We start from the raw sequence: 20,472 nt of genomic DNA, 5'->3' as shown, positions 1-20,472 counted from the left end.
TCTTTTCTAATAGTGAACCCATTTTTTGGATGCTGTGAACTGTATGGCTGACAGGAACACCGTCAGAATGATCATGACGATAGCCACCGCTGTAGCCTGTCCCATATTAAATTCCTCAAATCCAAGCTGATAGTACATATACAGAAGCGTCCTTGTGCTTCCCGACGGGCCGCCCTGGGTCAGGATCTGTATCTGATCATAGGCCTGCAGGGAACTGACCATTGTAATGATCACCAGGAAAAATGTGGTGGGGGAGATACACGGCAGCGTCACATCCCGGAATCTCTGCCAGCCCTTCGCCCCGTCAAGGCCGCTTGCCTCGTACAGCTCTCCCGGAACTTTCTCCAGAGCCGACAGGTAGAAGATCATAGCGTATCCCAGGCTCTTCCAGACAGTCACAATGATCACCGCCAGCATGGCTGTCTCGGAACTTTTTATCCACTGCAGTGCCGGAAGATGCAGAAATTCCAGCACTGCGTTTGCAATTCCGGTGTCCGGATCATAGATCCAGGTCCACACAATGGAAATTGCCACTGTAGGCGTGATCCACGGGGAAAACAGAATAAACTTCACGATCCCGCTTCCTTTGAACGCCTTCTGCATCAGCAGCGCCAGGAGCAGTCCCAGTACGATGGTGGGAACCAGGGTTCCCACAGTAAATACAAGTGTATTCCACAGTGCATCGTAGAAACGGTCGTCCTTAAAAAGCGCTATAAAGTTGTCAAGAAATACAAAATTGTATGTTGGCGACATGTAATCCCAGTCTGTAAAACTGATGTAGACTGACCGAAGTATCGGGTAAATCCAGAACACGATCAGCGGGATCAGTGCAGGCAGGACAAACAGCCACACACTTCCCACCTTTCGGAAATTAATCCTTTTTTTCATAACTCATTTCCTTTCTGTTTATAATTCCATAGATCACAAGCATTGTAACCGCCGTTGCGGGCAGTGAGATCCATATGCCGGACATCCCCACAGCCACCGGAAGCAGAAACAGGTACGCCGGCGAGACGATCAGACTTTCTGCAAACGTGAGGATCACGGCCAGCTTCGTCTTCAGCACTGCATTCAGATAGGACAGATTAAATTTGACAAAGCCTGTCACAAGAAAGGCAAGTGCGCTGATCCGCATGCCGGTTTCAAAAAATACGGCCGCCTCATCCGAAAGCCCGAACCACCGGGCCAGGTGCGGCGTAAAGATAAACACTGCCGCCATGGTGATGACTCCCAGCACACCGGCTCCGGCTCTTGCTGTCTTTCTGACCTGCGCCAGCTCAGCAGGCTTTCCCGCGCCGTTGTAGTAGCTGAGCAGCGGCTGCACGCCGTCTCCTATGCCGGTGAGAAGGTACTGTACCGGAAACACAATATAGGAGATCACTGCATAGCAGGCTACCGCCGCGTTTCCACCGTACCGCAGGCACTGCCAGTTGGTGAAGATCAGAGCCACCGTGGGAGCCAGGGATACGCCGAAAGCCGTGACGCCGCTGCGGCAGATCCCTGCGGCCAGCTTTCCCTCCAGAGCCGGACGGGCTTTCTCTTTGTAAGCCTTAAGAAGAACCGCCACGCTGATGACGAGGACCACAAGCTGGGCTGTCACCGTGCCCCAGGCCGCGCCCCGTATCCCCATTCCCATTGGAAACATCAGATAATAGTTGACTCCGATATTGACCGCAAATCCGGTCACCATGCTGATCATGGCCGCGAAGGACAGGTTCATGTTCCGCAGGATGGGAGTAATACCGGTACCGCATACCTGGAGCACGCCTCCCGCGATAATGATGCCTGTGTACTTCTGTGCCTCTTCCAGCACCTCACCTTCCGCCCCTAAGATCTGAAGAAGAGGATCTCTCACAAGAAAGAGGAAAAGTGACAGGAGAATACCAGCCAGGACAAGAAGGGTCGCTGTGGTATTGAACATTCTCCTGCAGCCTTCCCGGTCCCCCTTTCCCATCATATTGGAATAGAGGACGCTTCCGCCTGTTCCGATCCCGACTCCCAGCGCAGTGATCACTGCCGGTATCGGCCAGGCGATATTGATCGCCGCAAGTCCGATGTCCCCCGCCGCTTTTCCCACAAACAGTCCGTCCACCACACTGTACATGCCTGACATCGTGAATGCGATCATGGTCGGGAGAGCCTGTTTTAAAATTCGTCTGAACATGGATTTCTTATTCCTTTCTCCTGCGTCCTTTCGGACACAACCCGGATTATAAACAATGATTTTTAAAAAATCTTCAAAGAAATGTAAAGTCTGCGTTAAGTCATTTTCTGCGGGAGAGCATAAAAAAAGGACCTCCCGGAGCAACGCTCCGAAAAATCCTTTTCCCCATTTTATTCTTCTTTATGATGCATATCCTGCTCGAACTCCTTCGTGGACTGTATCAGCATCCTGTCAAACCGTTCCGGATCGCTGAGCATGATCGCCCCGCACAGGGCGTCCACAAAAGCCATCTGAGAGATCCTGGATGAGATCCATCTGCTGATCTCCGAAAAATGGATCGTGGGCGTAATGAAAATGTAATCCGCGATCCGTGCCAGCTCTGACGTCTGGCCGCCTGTCACAGCCACCGTCACTGCCCCCGCCTGCTTAGCCGCCGCCAGGGAATCTATGACAGCCTGGGTTTCTCCGGATATGGAGAAACCGATGGCCACGTCCTTTTTCCCCAGATGCCCGGCGCTGACTTTCTGAAAGAACAGATCCGAGTAATTCCGGCTGGTAAGTCCCAGATGAAGCATCCGCCCCGAAAGTTCAGCCGCCGCGTTGGCCGAGTTGTCTGTCCCGTATACATCGATGATCTTGGCCTTTTTAATGACTCTGACCACCTCTTCCATCTGTCTGAGATCCAGGTGTTTTGCCATATCGGATATCATGGTCAGATCATCCCGTATAATCTGAAAGACTGCCTCGTACTTCTTATTTTCACGCTTCTGCCCGGTCTGCTCACCGGACAGTTCCTGCTGCCCCTTCTCCTGCCACACAGTCTTCTGAAAGGCCGACCAGCTTTCATACCCTGCTGCCTGCAGCATGCGGATAATGGTGGCCTGCCCCACGCCGGCCCGATCTGCCAGTTCCCGCACAGTCATGTTCCCGGCCGCCTCCGGATTTTCCAGAAGCAGATCTGCCGCTTTTTTCTGGTTCCGGCTCAGCATGGCATAGCAGAGCCTCAGTTCAGTCTCCCACATATCTGTCACTCCCTTGTCCGGAACATTACTCCGTTTTTTTGACTTTTTTCAATGTCTTATTTTAGCATTGTCTGCCGGACAAGGGTGTAGAAAATCTACAATTTTACAAAGATTTAACCTCACATTCGTGTTCTGTGTGCAGCAGCATATGTGCTTTATGTGACATAGGCTGCCCCATATACTCGTCATAGAGCTTCAGGATATCCGGGTTCTCGTGTGAAAAGCGCACCTTGTAATCCCGGTCCAGGCGATAGAGCTGCTTCCCTCTTTCAAATGCCAGCTCCTGTCCGTCGTGGATCGGCTGTCCGCCGCCGCCCACGCAGCCGCCGGGACATGCCATGACTTCCACAAAGTCATACTGCACTTCCCCTTTTTCCATTCTGTCAAGAAGGGTTCTGGTATTTCCAAGGCCGCTGACTACTGCCGTGCGTACTTTGATCCCATTGATGGTAAGCTCTGCCTCTGCCACGCCGTCATTTGCGTTAAATCCGGGACTTCTGACTGCCTTGAAAGCGTCCGCGTCCGGATTTTCTCCGGTGATGATCGCATAGGCCGTACGGAGAGCCGCCTCCATAACGCCGCCTGTCACACCGAAGATGACGCCCGCTCCGGTTCCCTCCTGCATAGGGGAGTCCCCGGGAATATCCTTCAGCGTATCCGGACTGATGTGGGCTGAGCGCATCATCTTCACCAGCTCTCTTGTGGTAATGACTGCGTCCACATCATGTCCTGCGTACTCTTCATAGAAGAGTTTCTGCTCCCGCTCCGCCTTCTTGGCCACGCATGGCATGACGGATACGGTGTAGATCTCCTCCGGCTTCTTTCCGATCTTCTCCGCGAAATAGGTCTTCATGACCGCCCCGAACATCTGCTGCGGGGACTTGGCCGTGGAGAGATATTTGACAAGATGAGGGTACTGGGACTTGATAAACCGCACCCATCCCGGACAGCAGGAGGTGAACATGGGGTACGCCTTCAACTCGCCCGACGTAAATCTCTGTACAAACTCGTTGGCTTCCTCCATGATCGTAAGGTCCGCGGAGAATACTGTGTCAAATACATAGTCCGCTCCCATTCTCTTCAGAGCGTCCATGATCTTTCCAATGGTGGCATCTTCCGGCGCAAGTCCGGTCTGCTCTCCCCAGGAAGTGCGGACAGCAGGCGCCACCTGGACAACCACGGTCTTCTTCTCATCTGCCAGGGCATCCCACACCTTCTCTGTGTCGTCCCGCTCACGCAGGGCTCCCACCGGGCAGTGGGTGATGCACTGTCCGCACAGGGAGCAGGGAGCATCCTCGATATTCATGTGCCCGGACACATTGACTGTGGTCCGCGAGCCGGTTCCCTCCACATCCCAGACAGACAGCTTCTGCACCTTGTCACAGATCTGGATACAGCGCATGCATTTGATACACTTTGCCGAATCGCGGATCAGCGGGAAGTCCATATTCCACTCTCTCCGGTCTACCTCCTGCCGGTAGGGAAGATCGATAATATTCAGATCATTGGCCACCTTCTGCAGGCTGCAGTTGCCGCTGCGGGCACAGGTGACGCACTGGCAGTCGTGCTGGGAGAGGATCAGCTCCACATTGGTCCGCCTGTCCTTGCGCACTTTCGGGCTGTTGGTAAAGATGACCATGCCCTCTTCCGCCACATTGTTGCAGGATGTGATCAGGCGCTCCTTCCCCTGCAGTTCCACCACACAGACGCGGCAGGCCGCAATCTCATTGATCCCTTTCAGAAAACAGAGGCTGGGGATGGGAATGCCGTTCTGTCTTGCCGCTTCCATGATCGTTGTATTTTCTTCTACGGAAATACGCTTTCCGTCAATCGTCAGATTTACCATATACTCTCACGCCCTCCTTTGAATATTCCGTAGCCGAAATGGTCGCAGCGCAGGCACCGTCCTGCCTCCTGCTTCGCCTCGTTTTCCGTCATACAGTTTTCGACTCCTTCAAAGTCTTTCACCCGCAGACAGGCCTCGCGCTCTGTCAGGTTGACCCTGCCACACGGTGAGCGGTCTGAGAGATTGGGTTCCGGGATCTCCACATCACAGGAAATCTCGTGATGGTAGCCCAGATACTCGTCAATATTGGCTGCCACCACTTTGCCGGCCGCAATGGCGGTGATGACAGAAGCCGGACCACTTGCGCAGTCTCCGCCTGCAAAGACGCCGGGCATATTCTCAAAGGTTCCCGTGCTCTTTGTGCGGATCTTTCCTCTCTCTACCGGGATGCCCGCCTCCTCAAAGTGGCGCGTCTCAATGTTCTGGCCGATGGCTACAATAAGCACGTCGCAGGGGATGTAGAGGTCCTCTTCGCCGGTAGGCCGGATGCTGGCTCTGCCGTCCTTGATGGCGCTGACCATCTGGGGCGTCACATAAAGACCCTTCACCTGACCCGCCTCATCCACGTCAATGGCTGCCGGTGCTTTCAGTGTCTGCAGCTCCACGCCCTCAGCGATGGCTCCCTCGATCTCCTGGGGCAAAGCGGTCATATCTGCCCTGCGGCGCCGGTAAACAATGCTGACTTTCTTGGCCCCCAGACGCTTCGCTGTGCGGACAGCGTCCATGGACACGTTTCCGCCGCCTACCACGGCCACTTCCTTGCCGGTCAGATCCATGATGATATTCTTCCCTACATTTCTAAGGAACTGTACTGCCGAGAGTACGCCGTCCGCGTCCTCTCCCTCCAGTCCCAGCTTCTTGTCCGTGCTGGCGCCAATGGTGATGAGCACAGCGTCGTACTCCTTCCTGAGCTGCTGGATCGTAATATCCTGGCCGATCTTCATGCCGTATTTTACCTGTACGCCAGTCTTCAGGATACAGTTGATATCGTCCTCAAGCCGCTCCTTTGGCAGCCGGTAGTTGGGAATGCCGTATCGCAGCATGCCTCCCAGCTTCGGCAGCATCTCGTACACCACAGCCTGGTGTCCCATAAGCTGCAGATAGTAGGCCGCGCTTAAGCCTCCCGGCCCTCCTCCAAGGACAGCGATCCGCTTTCCGGTGGAAGGAGCACATGCCGGCGGGTCCACCTCGCCCGCATAGTCTGCCGCCATCCGCTTCAGTCCCCGGATGTTGATGGAGTCGTCCACCATATTCCGGCGGCATCTTGCCTCGCAGGGATGCTCGCATATGAATCCGCAGGTAGTGGGGAACGGGTTGTCCTTGCGGATCAGACGCACGGCATCTGCGTATCTTCCTTCGCCTACAAGAGCTATATACCCGGGCACGTCCACATGGGCCGGACACAGTGCCACACAGGGCACGGGCTGATTGTAGCTGCATGTACATCTTCCATTTTTTATGTGCTCAATATAGTCATCCCGATATCCGATCAGCCCTTTGTAGACCATCCGGGCCGCCTCGTAACCGATGGCGCAGTCCGCCGACTCCATAATGGAGAGCGCTGTCTCTTCCATGTAATCCAGCGTCTTCATGGTGGCTTTTCCATCCAGCACATCCTTGATAAAATGGTTGAGCTGCCCAAGACCGATCCTGCACGGCACGCATTTTCCGCAGGTCTGGGCATGGCACAATTCCAGGAAGGCTCTCGACATGTCCACAGGACACAGTCCCGGCGGACTGGACTCGATCCGTCTCTCCAGATCTTTATAGAGACCTTCCATGACAATTCTGGCTCTGTTTGGAGCCTTAATCTCTAGTCTGCTCATTTTCTTCTCTCCTCTCGACATGTTTCCCCATAGTTTTTTTATTATAACACTACCCGGACCGGTTGTAACCAGATTTGCCGGAAGTAGATTTTTTAACAAAAAAATAATTGTGCGGCACACACCGCACAATTATTTTTATCAACATGTTTTATTTTCTAATGGCACTTGCTCCATCCGCAGCTCTTGCAGATATTGCATCCTTCCTCAAATACAAGAGGCTCCCCGCACTCCGGGCAGTACATTTTATCCTTGTCCATCTCGGTGGACACTGCCTTCGGCTTCGGTACTTTCTTTACCTTTTTTACCGGCTTTTCTGACTCGCAGTTTTCTTTCGCGGCCAGCTCCTCCTGCATCTCATTGTACATATCCATGAGCGCGTTGCCCACAGCCATAGGACAACAGGCGCCCCTGCTTGTATCTTTCCTTGTCACCCTTCTTGCCGTGTAGGACGGGCAGGAACCGCTGGAATTCAGCTGATCCACGATGGTCTCAATGCTGATACCGCCTCTCGCGCTGATGGAGATCATACGGGACAGGCCCACCATGAAGTTGTTGCATCCGCCTGTGGAGCCCTTGCTTAAGTAAGTCTCCAGAAGAGCGCCTGTGTTGGGGTCAAACAGGGCGATACAGTGCAGGCTTCCGCAGCCTGTCACCAGCTTGCGCTTCTTGCCTACCACGTCGTCTGTGACAAGAAGGATCTCGCCTCTCTTCAGTCCCTCGCCTGCGGTGACTTCCTTTTTCTCCTTCTTCATATCTGTATTGAGGATACCGATCCTCTTGCAGCCATCCCGGAAAATGGTAATGCCCTTCAGCCCTTTCTCGTAGGCGTACATGTAGAGGCCTTCCGTCTCCTCCACCGTGAATCCGTTAGGCACGTTTACTGTGGAGCTGATGGAGGCGTCGATATGCTGCTGCCAGATGGACTGCATGTCGATCCTCTGACGGTAATCCAGTGTCATGGCTGTCACAAAGTAGTCCGGCAGCTCCGCGTCGCTCTTGATGCCAAACTGCTTCATGTAAGTTTCCACGATCTTTGTGTACACCTTATAGTAAACGTCTGTGCCGTGGAGAGACTCTGTCTTTCTCTCATAGTAATTTGCATAAACCGGCTCAATGCCTCCGGAAATGCCCAGCATGGTGGACAGTGTTCCCGTGGGCGCGATGGTCAGAAGCTGGGAGTTGCGAAGACCGTACTTTTTCACCAGCTCCCTTGTCTTCTCTGTCGTGTTTGCCAGGAAATAGGGGGTGCTCATAACCTCATCGATCTCACAGGCCGGGTAAGCGCCCTTCTCTTTGGCCAGCTTTGCAGAGGCGGCGATCGCTGAATCTGCCATGGCAAATCCGATCTTGTCGCACATGACCACAGCATCCTCCTCACCGTAGGCAAGTCCCAGCTTGATGAGACAGTCTGCAAGCCCCATGATGCCAAGTCCGATCTGACGCCACTTTGCCACGCTCTCCTGCTGCTCCTGCAGAGGATGCAGGGGGAGTCCTTCCTCCAGCACTTCGTTCAGAGCTCCCACAGATACTTCCACGCAGTGTTTCAGACCCTCGAAGTCAAACTGCGCATGATCTGTGAACGGGTCTGTCACAAAGGCGGAAAGGTTGATGCTTCCCAGCAGGCAGCTTCCTCCTGCCGGAAGAGGCTCCTCCGCGCAGGGGTTGACTCCGGCGTAGGAGAACTCCTTTGTGTTGCTGAGAAGGTTCCAGCCCTCAATGCGGTCCCAGAACAGAGCGCCCGGCTCTGCATAGTCCCAGTTTGTCTCCGCGATCTTGCGGAACAGATCCCTGGCATTTACCTGCTTCTCGATCACCTGTCCTGTGGCCTGCCTTGTATAGTGAAGGAGATAGTCCTCGTTCTTCTTTACTGCCTCCATAAAGTCCTCGTGAATGCGGACGGAAATGTTGGCCTTTGTCACTTTCTCCAGATCTGTCTTCAGATCAATGAACTCCTCCACATCCGGATGAGAACAGTCGATGGAAATCATCAGCGCTCCGCGTCTTCCGTTCTGTCCAATCAGCGCTGTCACAAGGGAGTAGAGCTCCATAAAAGAAACCGAACCGCTTGTCTCTTTTGCCGCATTGTTGATGCGCGCCCCTCTCGGGCTTAATCTTGAGATATCCACCCCGCAGCCTCCGCCGTAGCTGTAGGTCCGCGCCAGCTTTTTGGCGCAGTCAAAGATGCTCTCAATATTATCCTCCGGCGGGTCCACCACGTAGCAGTTGGAGTAGGTTACCTTCCTGCCTTCCTTGTCCAATCCCCTGTTGGACAGGATCCTGCCGCCGAACAGGAACTTTTTCTCGCGGATATACCGGGCGATCTCTTCATTTCCGCCGCTGATACGCCCAACCCACTCGTCAAAGCTCTCTCCCTCGTTACAGTATTTTTTTGTCCATATGTCCGTGCCGAGCTGATTGTCCTCGCCCAGCCATTCTTCTACAGTCATTCCACGTTTCTCCTTTTTTCGTATTCAGCTATACCAGAATACCACTATATCATGTGCTTTTCAAGTATACATTATACATTATCTGCACTTTATCTATACACCCTGCTTCTTGCAGATATCCTCCAGACAGCACCTGTCGCAGTAGGGCTTTGTCCTTGCCGTACACACATCCCGTCCATGGTACACAAGCCTGTGGCACAGGTCGCTTCCCTCCTCCGGGGGAATGATCTTCCAGAGAGCCATCTCCACCTTTTTGGGCTCCTTGATGCCGTCCACCAGCCCGATCCGGTTGGTGAGCCGGATGCAGTGGGTGTCTGTCACAATGGCAGGTTTTCCGAATACATCCCCCATGATCAGGTTGGCGCTCTTTCTTCCCACACCGGGCAGCTTCAGAAGCGCGTCAAAGTCGTCCGGCACTTTGCCGCCGTACTCTTCCTTTAAAATCTTCATGCAGGCGCTGATGTCCCTGGCCTTGCTCTTTCCAAGCCCGCAGGGGCGCACGATCTCCTCAATATCCGCCACATCCGCATCTGCCAGGGCGTCCACAGTGGGATACTTTTCATATAGGACTTCCACGATTTTGTTGACTCTCTCGTCCGTGCACTGGGCCGCCAGCCGCACACTCACAAGGAGCTTCCAGGCCTGATCATAGTCCAGGGTGCAGCCTGCGTCCGGATATTCTTTTTTCAGCCTCTCGATCACTTCCAGGGCTCTCTGCTTCTTTGTCATCTGTCCTTCTCCTTTTCTTATTTATCTTCCGGTTTTATCTTTTTATTCTTCCAGTTCTCCCAGCAGCAGATCCAGGTCCTCCTGTATACGGCCCTCTCTTCCTCTGCCACTGAAGAATCCGCAGTTTCTTCCCATCTCTTTTTCTTTCCTGCACCTGGAAACCATGAACCGGATACGGAAGGTAAAATCCTCCGCCTCCATGGTAGTGAAAGGATGTTCCTCCGCAGCCACGATCTGCACGTTTCCTTTTGTGTAAACCGGGTATTTCCCGGAAAATCCCGCTCTGTGCAGCTTCTGATGAATCCGCTTTCTCTCGCCAAGGATCTTTCCATCCAGCTCCTCACCGTAAACTCTCTTTGGATATTTCAGAGAGGCCGCCCGTATTTTCTCATATATATTCTCGTACAATCCCTGCCGGGCCGGGCTGCACAGCTTCTTTGCCAGCTTTCTCTTCAGAAAACCGGCCGGAAATCTGGCATAGATCCCTGCCAGCCTTGCGTATCCTTTATCCCCTGCCTCCAGGGCCATCTCCTTCATGCACAGGGCCCCCTCCCGGGTGGAGGGATACCGGTCATCCAGAGACTCGCCTACAGGGGACCAGTACCGGAAAGGCGAAAATTCGATAAGCCGCATAAATGCCTGCTCTTCCGTGTTACAGGCCGCATCTCCCAGATACTGGTATTTCTCATAGACAGTTCCCACCATATAGACAAGCTGGCGCCACTGCTCCTGACCCTGTACCCAGAAATGTCCAATCCTGTGGTACTGATAGCACTGGAACACCTCTGTCAGCTCCGTGAACCATATGGTGAATACATTTTCCTTTCCCTGTTTGACAATAAGGGCAGACTTATCGTCCCGCCAGGCAAGCTGTCCCTGTATGGGATATTCTTCCGGGTCAAGTTCCAGATAATCTCCTGTCATCCACGCGTCCCTGAGTACCAGATAGCACTCCAGGGCGTCGTTCATCATGTAGGGGATATAGAAATCTGTCTTCCTGCCCCTTTCCTCTCCCAGGTGCAGTTCAAACACCCGGTGCTCAAAGATCTCCGCCAGTTTTCCGTAGCACTCCGGCATATCCTTCTGGAGCCCCGGCAGATAGCCTCTCAGCTCTTCATATCTCTCTATCATAAACCAAGCTTCTCCTTTACCTGCGCCAGCCGGGCATAGAACTCTTCATAGAAATCGTCCCCGCTCCAGGGCATCTGATAAAATGTGCGAAGCAGATACATCTGCAATATTTTCAGACTGTCCCCATCCAGCCCCTCCGACTCCCGCTCACAGAGCTTCAGAAAGCTGTGCCATTCAAAAATGTATGCCTCATATTTCCTGAGGTCGGGGATATCCAGCCATTTCCGCACCTTGATCTTGCTCCGGTCTTTTCTTTGGCACTCATGCACCTGAAGGAAATACCGGAAGCCTGTGTCCTCATAGTACCTGCCAAGCGGAAACATCCGACAGATCCCCGGCCTGAAAGCGTGGACAGAGCACCGCCCGTTCTCATCCAGGAACGTACAGGCCTCCTCTTTTCCCGCCATCCGAAGGCTTGGAAGGATGATCCCGTCCGCCAGCCCCAGCTCAATATGTTCTGCCAGAAGTCCGGCAAAATCCTTCCCCGTACCCCTGGTCAGAAGCCAGATATCCCAGGGGTCCAGCAGGATGGAGCTGCCCACGCCATGGCAGCAGGCAGAGCATCCCTCGCAGCCCCGACAGTCTGCCTTCACCATATCCTCTGCCGTGTAGAGCTTTCCATCGGAAATGTCCTCCAGCCGTATATTTCTCCTCATCCACTCATCCTCCCGTTCTCAATCTCCCAGTTCAAAGAGGCTCATCTGATGACAACTCTCCTCTTTTTTCCGCGGTTTTTCTTTTTCCCGGAAAAGAGCGTTCCCGGAAAGATGCGCAAGGAACCTGGACTCCTCCCCGGAGCAGGTGAGGATCAGTTCCTCCTTGGCCCGGGTCATCCCCACATAGAGAAGTCTCCGCTCTTCCTCTTCGTCCGCCGGGCGCTTTTCATTTTCCAGAGGGATGTTCCCCTCTCTGGCCCCGTAAATGAACACTGCCGGGAACTCCAGACCCTTGGAACCGTGGAGCGTCATCAGCGTGACAGCGCCAGAATGATACTGTTTGCCGCCGCATCTTCTGAGGTCGCTCTCCACCCCCAGCTCAAGGTCCAGAAGAAATTCCGGCATCGTCTTATAGAAGACGGTCATGCCTGCCATCTTCTTCATGGCCTCTGCTTTCTGAAGATCCAGGTCCTCCATCCACATTTCCAGAAATTTCCCAGGCTTCTTCTTCGCATAAAGAGGGCGGTATTTTTCTGCCATGGTACGCACCATCTCCTCTGTCACCTGGTTCCACGAAAGCTTCAGGAGAAGCTCAGCCGCTGTCCGGGCCGCAGACTGGTCTTCCGGATGCTCCAGGTACCGGAAAAAGCAGATGCTGCCCTGGACCTTCTCATCCGCAAGAAAACTCTCTCTTCCAGCCACAATGTAGGGGATCCCCTCTTTGCGCAGGCAGGTCTCCACCAGCTCCGCCTGCCGGTGTGTCCGGGATAGGACGGCAATTTCCTCAAAAGATCTGTGCTTCCTCTCCCTGCTTCCGGACAGCTCCTGGGCCTCCAGCATGCCGATGCCTCCGGCCATACGCCCTATTTCTTTTGCAATAAAAATGGCCTCTCCCATCTCGCTTCCGGCTTTCACCAGGCGCACCGGCTCTCCATCCGGACAGTTGGGATGCAGAGGCACGCAGCCCTGCATCTTTTGCGCCGCCTCAAGGACCTGGGGTGTGGAGCGGTAGTTTTCTGTCAGCTCCACTGTGCAGAACTCTTCCCCGCGCTTTTCCACATCTGCCTTCAGCCGTTCAAAGCATCCTGCATCCGCTCCCCTGAAGCCGTAGATGGACTGGTTTGGATCGCCGATGACAAAGAGCTCTCTCGCCTGCCTGTCCCATGCTTTCACAAGATCATACTGGAGAGGATCTATATCCTGAAATTCATCGATCAGCAGGCAGGTGAACTGCTTTCCAGCCGGAGTGCCGTTTTCCAGAAGGCGCAGTGTCTCCAGGAGCAGGTCGTCAAAATCAAGGAGCTTCTGCTCACGCTTTTTCTTTCTGTACAGCTCCTCCGCCCGCCGGAAGCATTCTCTGTTACTCTTCTCCCCGCTTCCGTCCGGCTCTCCCAGCTCTCTCTCCCATCCCGGCATGCCAGCCTGCTTCCGGGACAGGACATCCAGGAATTTACCGCTGCCGAAGGGCAGCCCCGCCTCAGACACCGCCTCCCCGGCTATGTTTTTACACTGGGTCTCTCCTGCCAGCGAAAAATCCATTCCCTCTCTTCGCAGGAAATGCAGGCAGATACTGTGGAAGGTGCCGATCTGCAGGCCGCTGATCCGCCTGGCTCCCAGCTCTTTTTTCAGGCGCTCCCGCATTTCCCCGGCAGCCTGATTGGTAAAGGTGACCGCTGTGATCTCAGAGGGCTTTACTTTCCTGTGCTCCAGCATATACTGGATCCGGGATACAAGCGTCCGGGTCTTCCCGGTTCCCGGCCCGGCCATGACTGCCAGATGGCGGCAGATCTTCTGCACCGCCTCCTGCTGCCCCGGATTGAGGGACGCAGCTCTCCCTGACGTCTGAATCTCTGCCTGACTCTGATGCTGCTCTTCCGCTTCTCCTGGCTGGACAGACGCCGGCTCTTCCGGCTGTCTCTTCCCCATCGTTTCCGGCTCCACACCGATAAGGCTGAAAAAATCCATCTGCCCATCTGTATTCTGGATCTCCTCTGCCGTGAAGAGCCTGACCGTGCCGTACTCCCCGTCAAAGCCCGGTATTCTCTCTACTTTTCCCTGTCTTAGCCTCATGATCCCCTGCGCGATCCGATGCCCCGCAGCCCTCTGGATCTCCTCTTGGGGGATTGTCCTCAGGATTTCAAACTCCGGTCCCAGTTTCGCCAGCATCTCTTCATACTCTCTCTGGACTTTCCGGCTGGCAGCGGAATGTCCCAGCGAAGCGCCGATCACCTCCGGCAGCGGCACCAGACTCTCGAAAGCTGCTCCCCCCGGCTTCACATAGTTCTCCGGTCTGTCCGCCAGCTCTTCCACCCGGTGGGATACGCCGATGGTGATCTTCCTGCCGCACACCGGGCAGAGGCCGCCATACTTTTCCGTCTCAGAAGGCGTCAGACAAAGACCGCATTTCCTGTGGCCGTCCATGTGGTATTTTCCCTCCTCCGGGAAAAATTCAATGGTTCCATAGAGTCCCTTGCCTTCCTGGATGGCACGCCGCAGCCCCTGGTAGGACATCTCGATATCGAGAAGATTGGCCTCACGGCCCAGCTTGGCCGGAGAGTGGGCATCTGAGTTGGAGATGAGGTGATACCTGTCCAAAGCCGACACCCGCCAGTTCATGGGCGGGTCAGAAGAGAGCCCTGTCTCTACTGCATGGATATAGGGTGTCAGGTCCTCAAAGCACTCCTCCACCGTGTCAAAGCCGGAGAACGCTCCAAAAAGGGAAAAGTGGGGTGTCCAGATATGGGCGGGCACATAGACACTCTCCGGGCAGGTAGTAAGCAGGATCTCCAGCAGATCATGGCAGGGAAGGCCCAGGATCGGCCGCCCGTCCGAGTGTATATTGCCGATCTCCTCCAGCCTGCCTGCGATCTCCTCTGCCTCCTCCAGTCCGGGCAGGAGGATCAGGCTGTGGACTTTGCGCACGCTTCCGCCTTTTTTGTAGATGGAGCTTATTTCCCCTGTAACAACAAAACGAGGAGTCATACTGCCCCTCACTGTCTCATCCTCTATCCTGTATTCATCTTTCAGCACGTACAGCCCATCCTCAGCAGGCTTCAATTTTTCCCTCAGTTCCTCCCGCCAGGCAGGGTGGGTAAAATCGCCGGTTCCCACAATGTGTATGCCCTTCCGCCGGGCCCACAGATCCAGATGTTCCGGTGTACAGTCCCTGCTGGTGGCGCGGGAATATCGGGAGTGTATATGAAGGTCCGCTATGTACATGATCATTCCCTCTTTCGTCATCGCCCCTGCCCGGCTCCGCGCTGCCGGTTGTCCGGGCGGGGCTTATCTTGTCTATTATAATATGGATAGCGGAAAATTACAATTCCCGGGCTGCTTCATTCTGTGCCTCATTCTGTGCCTTCTCCACTTCCTCCTGCGTCGCTCCGGTCAGCCCCATGATCTCTTCCGGGCTGGCGCCATTGTCCAGCATCTTTTTATTGCCGGCCCTGTTCCAGACCTTGCTCCAGACCTTGCTTCATACCGCTCTCCAGACCGTTTTCCCAAGCGCTCTTCATGATCGCATCGTGGTCTCTTATGGCCTTCTGCCGGGCCTCATACTCCAACCGGGCCCTCTCGTCTGCGCTCATCCTCTCCAGCTCTCTGTATGCCTCTTCAATATATTCACTTGTCCCTGCCATTTCCTCGAACTCCTTCCGGGTCTTCCCTGCCAGGAAGCGCATCCAGCGGATGACCTCATTGTCGCTCTGCAGTTCCTTAGCAAACCGGACAAAGTCCAGGATACTCACATGGATACACTTCTTCAGCTTTTCGTAAGAATCTCCCTTGTTCAGCTGTTCTGTGTACATCTTACTCAGGTAGAACAGCGACCTGGCATCCCAGTGTTTAAACGATTCCACCTGCATTTCCATGTTGATCTGGGCCCCGTCTTCCATCATGGTGCGGACATCCAGGATCCCCAGTTTTTCATCCGGGTATTCCTGCCGCAGCGCCGTGGGAAGCAGGATCGTCTCCCGGACAGACGCCGGGTCAGCCTTCAGAAGAGCGGCGATAAAGCCTTTCCGCACTTTGGGATTGTACATCAATCCCTTAAAACACACATCCACAGTGGGAAGCATGATAAAATTGTCATCTTTTTTTGCCACAGTCTTCTCCTTTCCTGTAAGTTGCTGCAGGAAAGGGGGCTTATCTTTTTGCATATCCGGCCCAGGTCTCAAAGGCACGGCCCACGTTTCCTGCTCTGTTCAGTTGTACAATATCGGGGCATGCCTGGAAATCAGGGTCCGAATAGATAGATGGGGCGGCAGATACGCCGCCTCGACACATTTAGAATAACATAATTCAATCAGAACTGCAACAAAAAAGCCAAAATTTATTCCGGGTTTTCCCCGATCCTTCCATATACTTTCACTGCATCCAGCACATGGTAAGGCTCACTCTGGTGATCCCCCGGAGCCCCGGCCGTCACAAGGACATACTCCTTTCCGTTCACCACTGCCAGACTTGCCAGACAAAGGCCCGCCTCCTCCGTGTAGCCGGTCTTTCCTCCCAGGATCTCACCTCCCGGGACAGACGGGTCTGAAAGTCTGGCAAAGAGGGTGCTTGTCACGGTAAATCCCCCGGGATGAAAGGCAGTGGACGCCATAGTGCAGGACCTGCTGGTAAAGGCCTGTCGAAAGACGTCATTTTGCAGGGCATACACCACAAGCCGGGCCATGTCCTCCGCCGTAGAGTAGTGCCGTCTGTCGTGGAGCCCGGTACAGTTGGTAAAATGGGTGTCCCTCATCCCCAGCTCCTGCGCTTTTTCATTCATCATCTCCGCAAAAGCGCTCTCGCTGCCTGCGATCTTCTCCGCAAAGGCCATGCAGCACTCTGCCCCGGAGGGAAGGAGCGCGCCGTAGAGGAGCTCCCGGTAGGATACCTCCTCCCCCGGCTCAAACCCGGCCATGGACGCATTCTCCTCATAGAGCTGTCCGTAGAAATCTCCCGGCATGGTGATGGTCTCATCCAGGCCGGAGATATGCTCCAGCGCCACCACAGCAGTCATGATCTTTGTCATGGAGGCCGGATAGATACGCCTGCTCCCGCCGGATGCCCCCAGCTTCTCCCCGGTCCCGGCATCCACCAGAGCTGCCGATGTACTGTGCAGGTCCTCCAGGCAGGCGGACAGCCGCCCTTCGTCCCCGGAGCTGGGAAATCCCAGCCCCTCCATATTCATATAATTTTTCGCACCAAGCCATATAAAAAACAGCATCAGCGCCAGCAAGACAACGGCAAGCCGGTTCCTCCTGCGTCTCTGCAGCTTCTTCTTTCTTCTGTCCATAGCATTCTCTCCCTTCTTCTGGCTCTTAATCTACCAGAGAAGGGAGAGCGGAACTTTAATATGGAGTTGTTTGATCACTAAGAAAAGATTAAGACTTTGTGAGCATCTGAAAGGATTTTTCCGCAGCCGCGCCTAACACCAGGCGGGCAGACGCACCTCAAACCTGGTGGTCCTCTCCTGGCTGTGGGCGGCGATGCTGCCGCCGTGCTGGCTGACGATCTCCTTTGCAATGGCAAGCCCCAGCCCGGACCCACCCGACTCTTCTCCGCGGGCCTCGTCCAGACGGAAGAATTTATCAAAGATCATCTCCAGCTTTTCCCCGGGTATGGTGACCCCCGTATTTTCAAAAATAATGGCAATCTCCTCCCCTTTTCTCCGGGTCCATATCTTAATGGGGGTATCCCGGTCGCTGTAGGCCGCCCCGTTCTTCAGCAGATTGTTGAAGACCCGGGCCATCTTCTCCGGGTCGGCGTAAATGTACTCCTCCTCATCCACCTCATTTTCCACTCTGTTTCCGTGCTTTTCAAGAACAGGGTAGAGCTCCTCTGTCACCTGCACAAGGAGGGCACACAGGTTGACCCGCCGCTTTTCCAGTGGCATTTTTTGAAGATTGTACCGGGTGATGTCAAAAAATTCGTTGATCAGCCCCTCCAGCCGCTCTGCCTTGGAGAGGGCTGTGTGCAGGTATTTTCCCCGCTGCTCTCCCGGCATATCCGGCGCCTCATCAAGGAGACTCAGATATCCGATGACCGAGGTGAGAGGCGTCTTCAGGTCGTGGGCAAGATAGGCGATCAGGTCATCCTTCCTCCTCATCTCGTCCTCAATGACCTGGGCCTGCCTCTTCTGCTCTTCCTTCATGCTGTCCATGCTCTCCTGGGCCTCCCGCCGTATCTTCGCTGTATTTCTCTCTGTAAAAACAAAGACAAGGATAATGACGGCCGCAGCCACCACGGCCATACCCCAGAAGATGAAATTTTTCAGGGAAGGCCAGAAGATCTCCTCACGCATGACTGTCGTCCCTGTCTGGGGATCGTACCAGGCCGGCACAGAGGTGACAAAATTTCTTGTAAACCACTCCACAAACACGCCATTGCAGACATAGTCCACAAAATCAAACAGAAAATAGAGCACAAGCAGGGACACAAGAACCCCTGCCGCCGCTTTCCAGTACTTTTTACTGCTCTTCAATTTTATAACCGCACCCCCAGACTGTCTTGATATGCCTTGGATGGTCAATGGAGTCACCCATCTTCTCCCGCAGATGCCGGATGTGTACAGTGATGGTATTGTTCTTCCTGCTGTAATACTCGTCCTTCCAGATGGCGTGGAACAGCTCCTCAGAGCTGACCACGCTGCCCTTCTTCCGGCACAGGATCTCCAGCACGGAGAATTCAGTCGGCGTCAGCTTCAGGTCCTTTCCGCCAAGGGTACACTGATGGGTCCGCACATTCAGGTTGAGACCTCCCCGGACCAGCAGGTCCTCCTCCTGGCCGGTACAGTTGTATTTCTTGCAGCGCCGCAGCTGGGCCTTTACCCGTGCCACCATCTCCAGGGGCCGGAAGGGCTTTGTGATGTAGTCGTCCGCCCCCAGTGCCAGGCCATTGATCTTGTCGATCTCCTCCCCCTTTGCGGTGAGGAAAATAACCGGGTACGTATCTTTTTTCCGTATCTCCCGGCAGACAGTGAGCCCGCTCACTCCCGGCATCATGATGTCCAGGATGGCAAGATCCGGCTTTTCCCGGCGGACCTCCTCCAGCGCCTCCTGCCCGGAATAGCATGCCCTTGTCTCGTAATTCTCATTCTGAAGATAAAGGCAGACGAGATCCGCGATATCCGGTTCATCGTCTGCCACTAAAATTCTCTTGCTCATCTGTTTCTCTCCTTCCTGCCCTCCTATAAATAAAATAGGAAAGGTACCACCTCCTGTGGGAAATGGTACCTTCATGATAGCAGGAAGACTTTAATGTTTTCCTTGCAAAATCTTAAGATTTTATAAATCCTTCTTCCCCTTCCTGTGCTTCACGCATTCTGTCAGGAGATACTCAATCTGGCCGTTCATGGATCGGAAATCGTCCTCCGCCCACTGGGCGATCTCATCGTACAGCTTTTTTGACAGCCGGAGGGGCACCTGCTTTTTTACCTTGGACTTATCAGCCGCTTTATTTTCTTTTTCCAAAAGCATCCCCCTCCTTTCTTATCGTTCTGTCATTTTAATATAAACTTCCGCTGTTCACAATGGGCTGGGCGTCCTTGTTTCCGCAGAGTACCACCAGCAGATTGCTCACCATGGCTGCCTTTCTCTCCTCGTCCAGCTCCACGATGTCCTTCTCATTCAGCCTGGAGAGGGCCATCTCCACCATGCCTACTGCTCCCTCCACGATCTTCTGCCTGGCATCGATGATGGCCGCCGCCTGCTGTCTCTGGAGCATAGCTGACGCGATCTCCGGCGCATAGGCAAGGTGGGTGATACGCACATCCAGTATCTGAATCCCCGCATCTTCTGTCTTCTCCTGCAACTCCTTGCTCATAATGTCCGCAATCTCCTGGCTGCTGCCACGCAGAGACTTCTCATCTGCCCCCTCACTCATATCATAGGGGTACTGCCTGGCCGTGTTCCGGATGATGGAGTCGCACTGGATGGACAGATAATTTTTGTAGTTCTCCACATTGATGACTGCCTTTGTGGGATTGACCACCTTCCAGATGACTACCGCTCCGATCTCCACGGGATTTCCAAGCAGGTCATTGACTTTCTGCTTTTTATTATCCAGCGTCATTGTCCGCATGGAAACTTTCTTTTCCTTATTCCCCACAGATACAGATACGGACTTTCCATTGCCCGATGCCGCCACGACAGGCGCTGACTTTACTGTCGGGTTGATGGCAGAGCAGAAAGGATTGACCCAGAAAAAGCCTTCTTTTTTCAATGTGCCGTAATAGTTTCCAAACACGGTGAACACATAGGCCTCGTTTGGGTTAAGAACCTTCAGCCCGCACAGAAGGATGATAGCTGCTGTAAGGACAATAATCCCAAGGATCACGCTGATGACAGCAAGCGCACCGCTTCCGCCCCGACTTCCTGCGATAAATCCCGCGATCATAATAGCGATCCCGGCGATCATTCCCACAATGCCAAGAAGCAGCATCAGATAGCCGCTGACCGGATTCAGTATTCTTTCCTGCCTGACCTTTTCTTTACTCATAATCATTTCCCCCTTCTCCAAAATCAATTGCTTTATTTTAATATCATTTTGATATCATCATAATATCATTTCCAGGGGAAACTGTCAATAGCACGCCTGCGATATTCTCCTGTATGTCCGTGATAATGTGAAAAAGTACGGGCAGGAGATCTTCCCTCTCCTGCCCG

At 54.0% G+C, this 20,472-nt stretch carries 16 protein-coding genes; all 16 read right to left on the bottom strand.

Features of this window, described 5'->3' with window-relative positions; genetic code table 11:
* Positions 1–6 precede the first annotated feature (6 nt).
* The 16 genes from Q5911_RS08110 to Q5911_RS08035 all read right to left on the bottom strand — a co-directional run bounded on the left by Q5911_RS08110 (position 7) and on the right by Q5911_RS08035 (position 20,311).
* Complete coding sequence (locus Q5911_RS08110; protein ID WP_303182302.1) at positions 7–888, bottom strand: carbohydrate ABC transporter permease; 882 nt, start codon at positions 886–888, stop codon at positions 7–9.
* The gene (locus tag Q5911_RS08105; RefSeq protein WP_303182300.1) at positions 872–2,164 is read right to left on the bottom strand and encodes an MATE family efflux transporter; all 1,293 of its coding nucleotides are present in this window, start codon (positions 2,162–2,164) and stop codon (positions 872–874) included. Before Q5911_RS08105 ends, Q5911_RS08110 begins: the two co-directional genes overlap by 17 nt.
* Positions 2,165–2,334: 170 nt before the next feature.
* Positions 2,335–3,186: a MurR/RpiR family transcriptional regulator gene (locus Q5911_RS08100; RefSeq protein ID WP_303182297.1), complete on the bottom strand. Its 852-nt coding sequence runs from the start codon at positions 3,184–3,186 to the stop codon at positions 2,335–2,337.
* A 103-nt stretch (positions 3,187–3,289) separates the two neighbouring features.
* Complete coding sequence (locus Q5911_RS08095) at positions 3,290–5,032, bottom strand: [FeFe] hydrogenase, group A (RefSeq protein ID WP_303182295.1); 1,743 nt, start codon at positions 5,030–5,032, stop codon at positions 3,290–3,292.
* On the bottom strand, positions 5,026–6,858 hold the full coding sequence (locus Q5911_RS08090; protein WP_076779227.1) for an NAD(P)-binding protein: 1,833 nt from the start codon (positions 6,856–6,858) through the stop codon (positions 5,026–5,028). The genes Q5911_RS08095 and Q5911_RS08090 overlap by 7 nt, the downstream gene beginning before the upstream one ends.
* 155 nt (positions 6,859–7,013) lie before the next feature.
* Positions 7,014–9,305 (bottom strand): adenosylcobalamin-dependent ribonucleoside-diphosphate reductase, encoded by a 2,292-nt coding sequence (locus Q5911_RS08085; RefSeq protein ID WP_303182293.1) that lies wholly within the window; start codon positions 9,303–9,305, stop codon positions 7,014–7,016.
* Between the two features lie 93 nt (positions 9,306–9,398).
* A complete protein-coding gene (locus tag Q5911_RS08080; protein WP_076779231.1) occupies positions 9,399–10,034 on the bottom strand; it encodes an endonuclease III domain-containing protein in 636 nt (211 codons plus the stop codon).
* A gap of 42 nt (positions 10,035–10,076) precedes the next feature.
* On the bottom strand, positions 10,077–11,165 hold the full coding sequence (locus Q5911_RS08075; RefSeq protein ID WP_303182291.1) for a DUF3878 family protein: 1,089 nt from the start codon (positions 11,163–11,165) through the stop codon (positions 10,077–10,079).
* Positions 11,162–11,821, bottom strand: a complete 660-nt coding sequence (locus tag Q5911_RS08070; protein ID WP_303182289.1) for a YkgJ family cysteine cluster protein — start codon at positions 11,819–11,821, stop codon at positions 11,162–11,164. The genes Q5911_RS08075 and Q5911_RS08070 overlap by 4 nt, the downstream gene beginning before the upstream one ends.
* Before the next feature lie 18 nt (positions 11,822–11,839).
* Complete coding sequence (locus tag Q5911_RS08065; protein ID WP_303182345.1) at positions 11,840–15,040, bottom strand: UvrD-helicase domain-containing protein; 3,201 nt, start codon at positions 15,038–15,040, stop codon at positions 11,840–11,842.
* Positions 15,041–15,255: 215 nt separating this feature from the next.
* A complete protein-coding gene (locus Q5911_RS08060; RefSeq protein ID WP_303182288.1) occupies positions 15,256–15,924 on the bottom strand; it encodes an Rpn family recombination-promoting nuclease/putative transposase in 669 nt (222 codons plus the stop codon).
* A gap of 227 nt (positions 15,925–16,151) precedes the next feature.
* The gene (locus Q5911_RS08055) at positions 16,152–17,102 is read right to left on the bottom strand and encodes a D-alanyl-D-alanine carboxypeptidase family protein (RefSeq protein ID WP_303182286.1); all 951 of its coding nucleotides are present in this window, start codon (positions 17,100–17,102) and stop codon (positions 16,152–16,154) included.
* 132 nt (positions 17,103–17,234) lie between these two features.
* A complete protein-coding gene (locus tag Q5911_RS08050) occupies positions 17,235–18,290 on the bottom strand; it encodes a sensor histidine kinase (RefSeq protein ID WP_303182285.1) in 1,056 nt (351 codons plus the stop codon).
* On the bottom strand, positions 18,277–18,972 hold the full coding sequence (locus Q5911_RS08045) for a response regulator transcription factor (protein ID WP_303182283.1): 696 nt from the start codon (positions 18,970–18,972) through the stop codon (positions 18,277–18,279). Before Q5911_RS08045 ends, Q5911_RS08050 begins: the two co-directional genes overlap by 14 nt.
* Before the next feature lie 120 nt (positions 18,973–19,092).
* Positions 19,093–19,284 carry a hypothetical protein gene (locus Q5911_RS08040; protein ID WP_076779246.1) on the bottom strand — a complete coding sequence of 64 codons (192 nt, stop codon included), beginning with the start codon at positions 19,282–19,284 and terminating at the stop codon, positions 19,093–19,095.
* 28 nt (positions 19,285–19,312) lie between these two features.
* Positions 19,313–20,311, bottom strand: a complete 999-nt coding sequence (locus Q5911_RS08035; RefSeq protein ID WP_442913482.1) for an SPFH domain-containing protein — start codon at positions 20,309–20,311, stop codon at positions 19,313–19,315.
* Positions 20,312–20,472 lie beyond the last annotated feature (161 nt).

Origin of the sequence: Lachnoclostridium phocaeense, assembly GCF_959599685.1 — a bacterium.
In the GTDB taxonomy this organism is placed as follows: domain Bacteria; phylum Bacillota; class Clostridia; order Lachnospirales; family Lachnospiraceae; genus Claveliimonas; species Claveliimonas monacensis.
This window is presented reverse-complemented; position numbering and strand designations above follow the sequence as displayed.

Coding starts and splice junctions, on each gene's coding strand:
- Q5911_RS08070 (WP_303182289.1), bottom strand. CDS start 11,821: ATGAGGAGAAATATACGGCTGGAGGACATTTCCGATGGAAAGCTCTAC.
- Q5911_RS08110 (WP_303182302.1), bottom strand. CDS start 888: ATGAAAAAAAGGATTAATTTCCGAAAGGTGGGAAGTGTGTGGCTGTTT.
- Q5911_RS08040 (WP_076779246.1), bottom strand. CDS start 19,284: ATGCTTTTGGAAAAAGAAAATAAAGCGGCTGATAAGTCCAAGGTAAAA.
- Q5911_RS08080 (WP_076779231.1), bottom strand. CDS start 10,034: ATGACAAAGAAGCAGAGAGCCCTGGAAGTGATCGAGAGGCTGAAAAAA.
- Q5911_RS08105 (WP_303182300.1), bottom strand. CDS start 2,164: ATGTTCAGACGAATTTTAAAACAGGCTCTCCCGACCATGATCGCATTC.
- Q5911_RS08100 (WP_303182297.1), bottom strand. CDS start 3,186: ATGTGGGAGACTGAACTGAGGCTCTGCTATGCCATGCTGAGCCGGAAC.
- Q5911_RS08075 (WP_303182291.1), bottom strand. CDS start 11,165: ATGATAGAGAGATATGAAGAGCTGAGAGGCTATCTGCCGGGGCTCCAG.
- Q5911_RS08055 (WP_303182286.1), bottom strand. CDS start 17,102: ATGGACAGAAGAAAGAAGAAGCTGCAGAGACGCAGGAGGAACCGGCTT.
- Q5911_RS08045 (WP_303182283.1), bottom strand. CDS start 18,972: ATGAGCAAGAGAATTTTAGTGGCAGACGATGAACCGGATATCGCGGAT.
- Q5911_RS08035 (WP_442913482.1), bottom strand. CDS start 20,311: ATGATTATGAGTAAAGAAAAGGTCAGGCAGGAAAGAATACTGAATCCG.
- Q5911_RS08085 (WP_303182293.1), bottom strand. CDS start 9,305: ATGACTGTAGAAGAATGGCTGGGCGAGGACAATCAGCTCGGCACGGAC.
- Q5911_RS08065 (WP_303182345.1), bottom strand. CDS start 15,040: ATGTACATAGCGGACCTTCATATACACTCCCGATATTCCCGCGCCACC.
- Q5911_RS08090 (WP_076779227.1), bottom strand. CDS start 6,858: ATGAGCAGACTAGAGATTAAGGCTCCAAACAGAGCCAGAATTGTCATG.
- Q5911_RS08095 (WP_303182295.1), bottom strand. CDS start 5,032: ATGGTAAATCTGACGATTGACGGAAAGCGTATTTCCGTAGAAGAAAAT.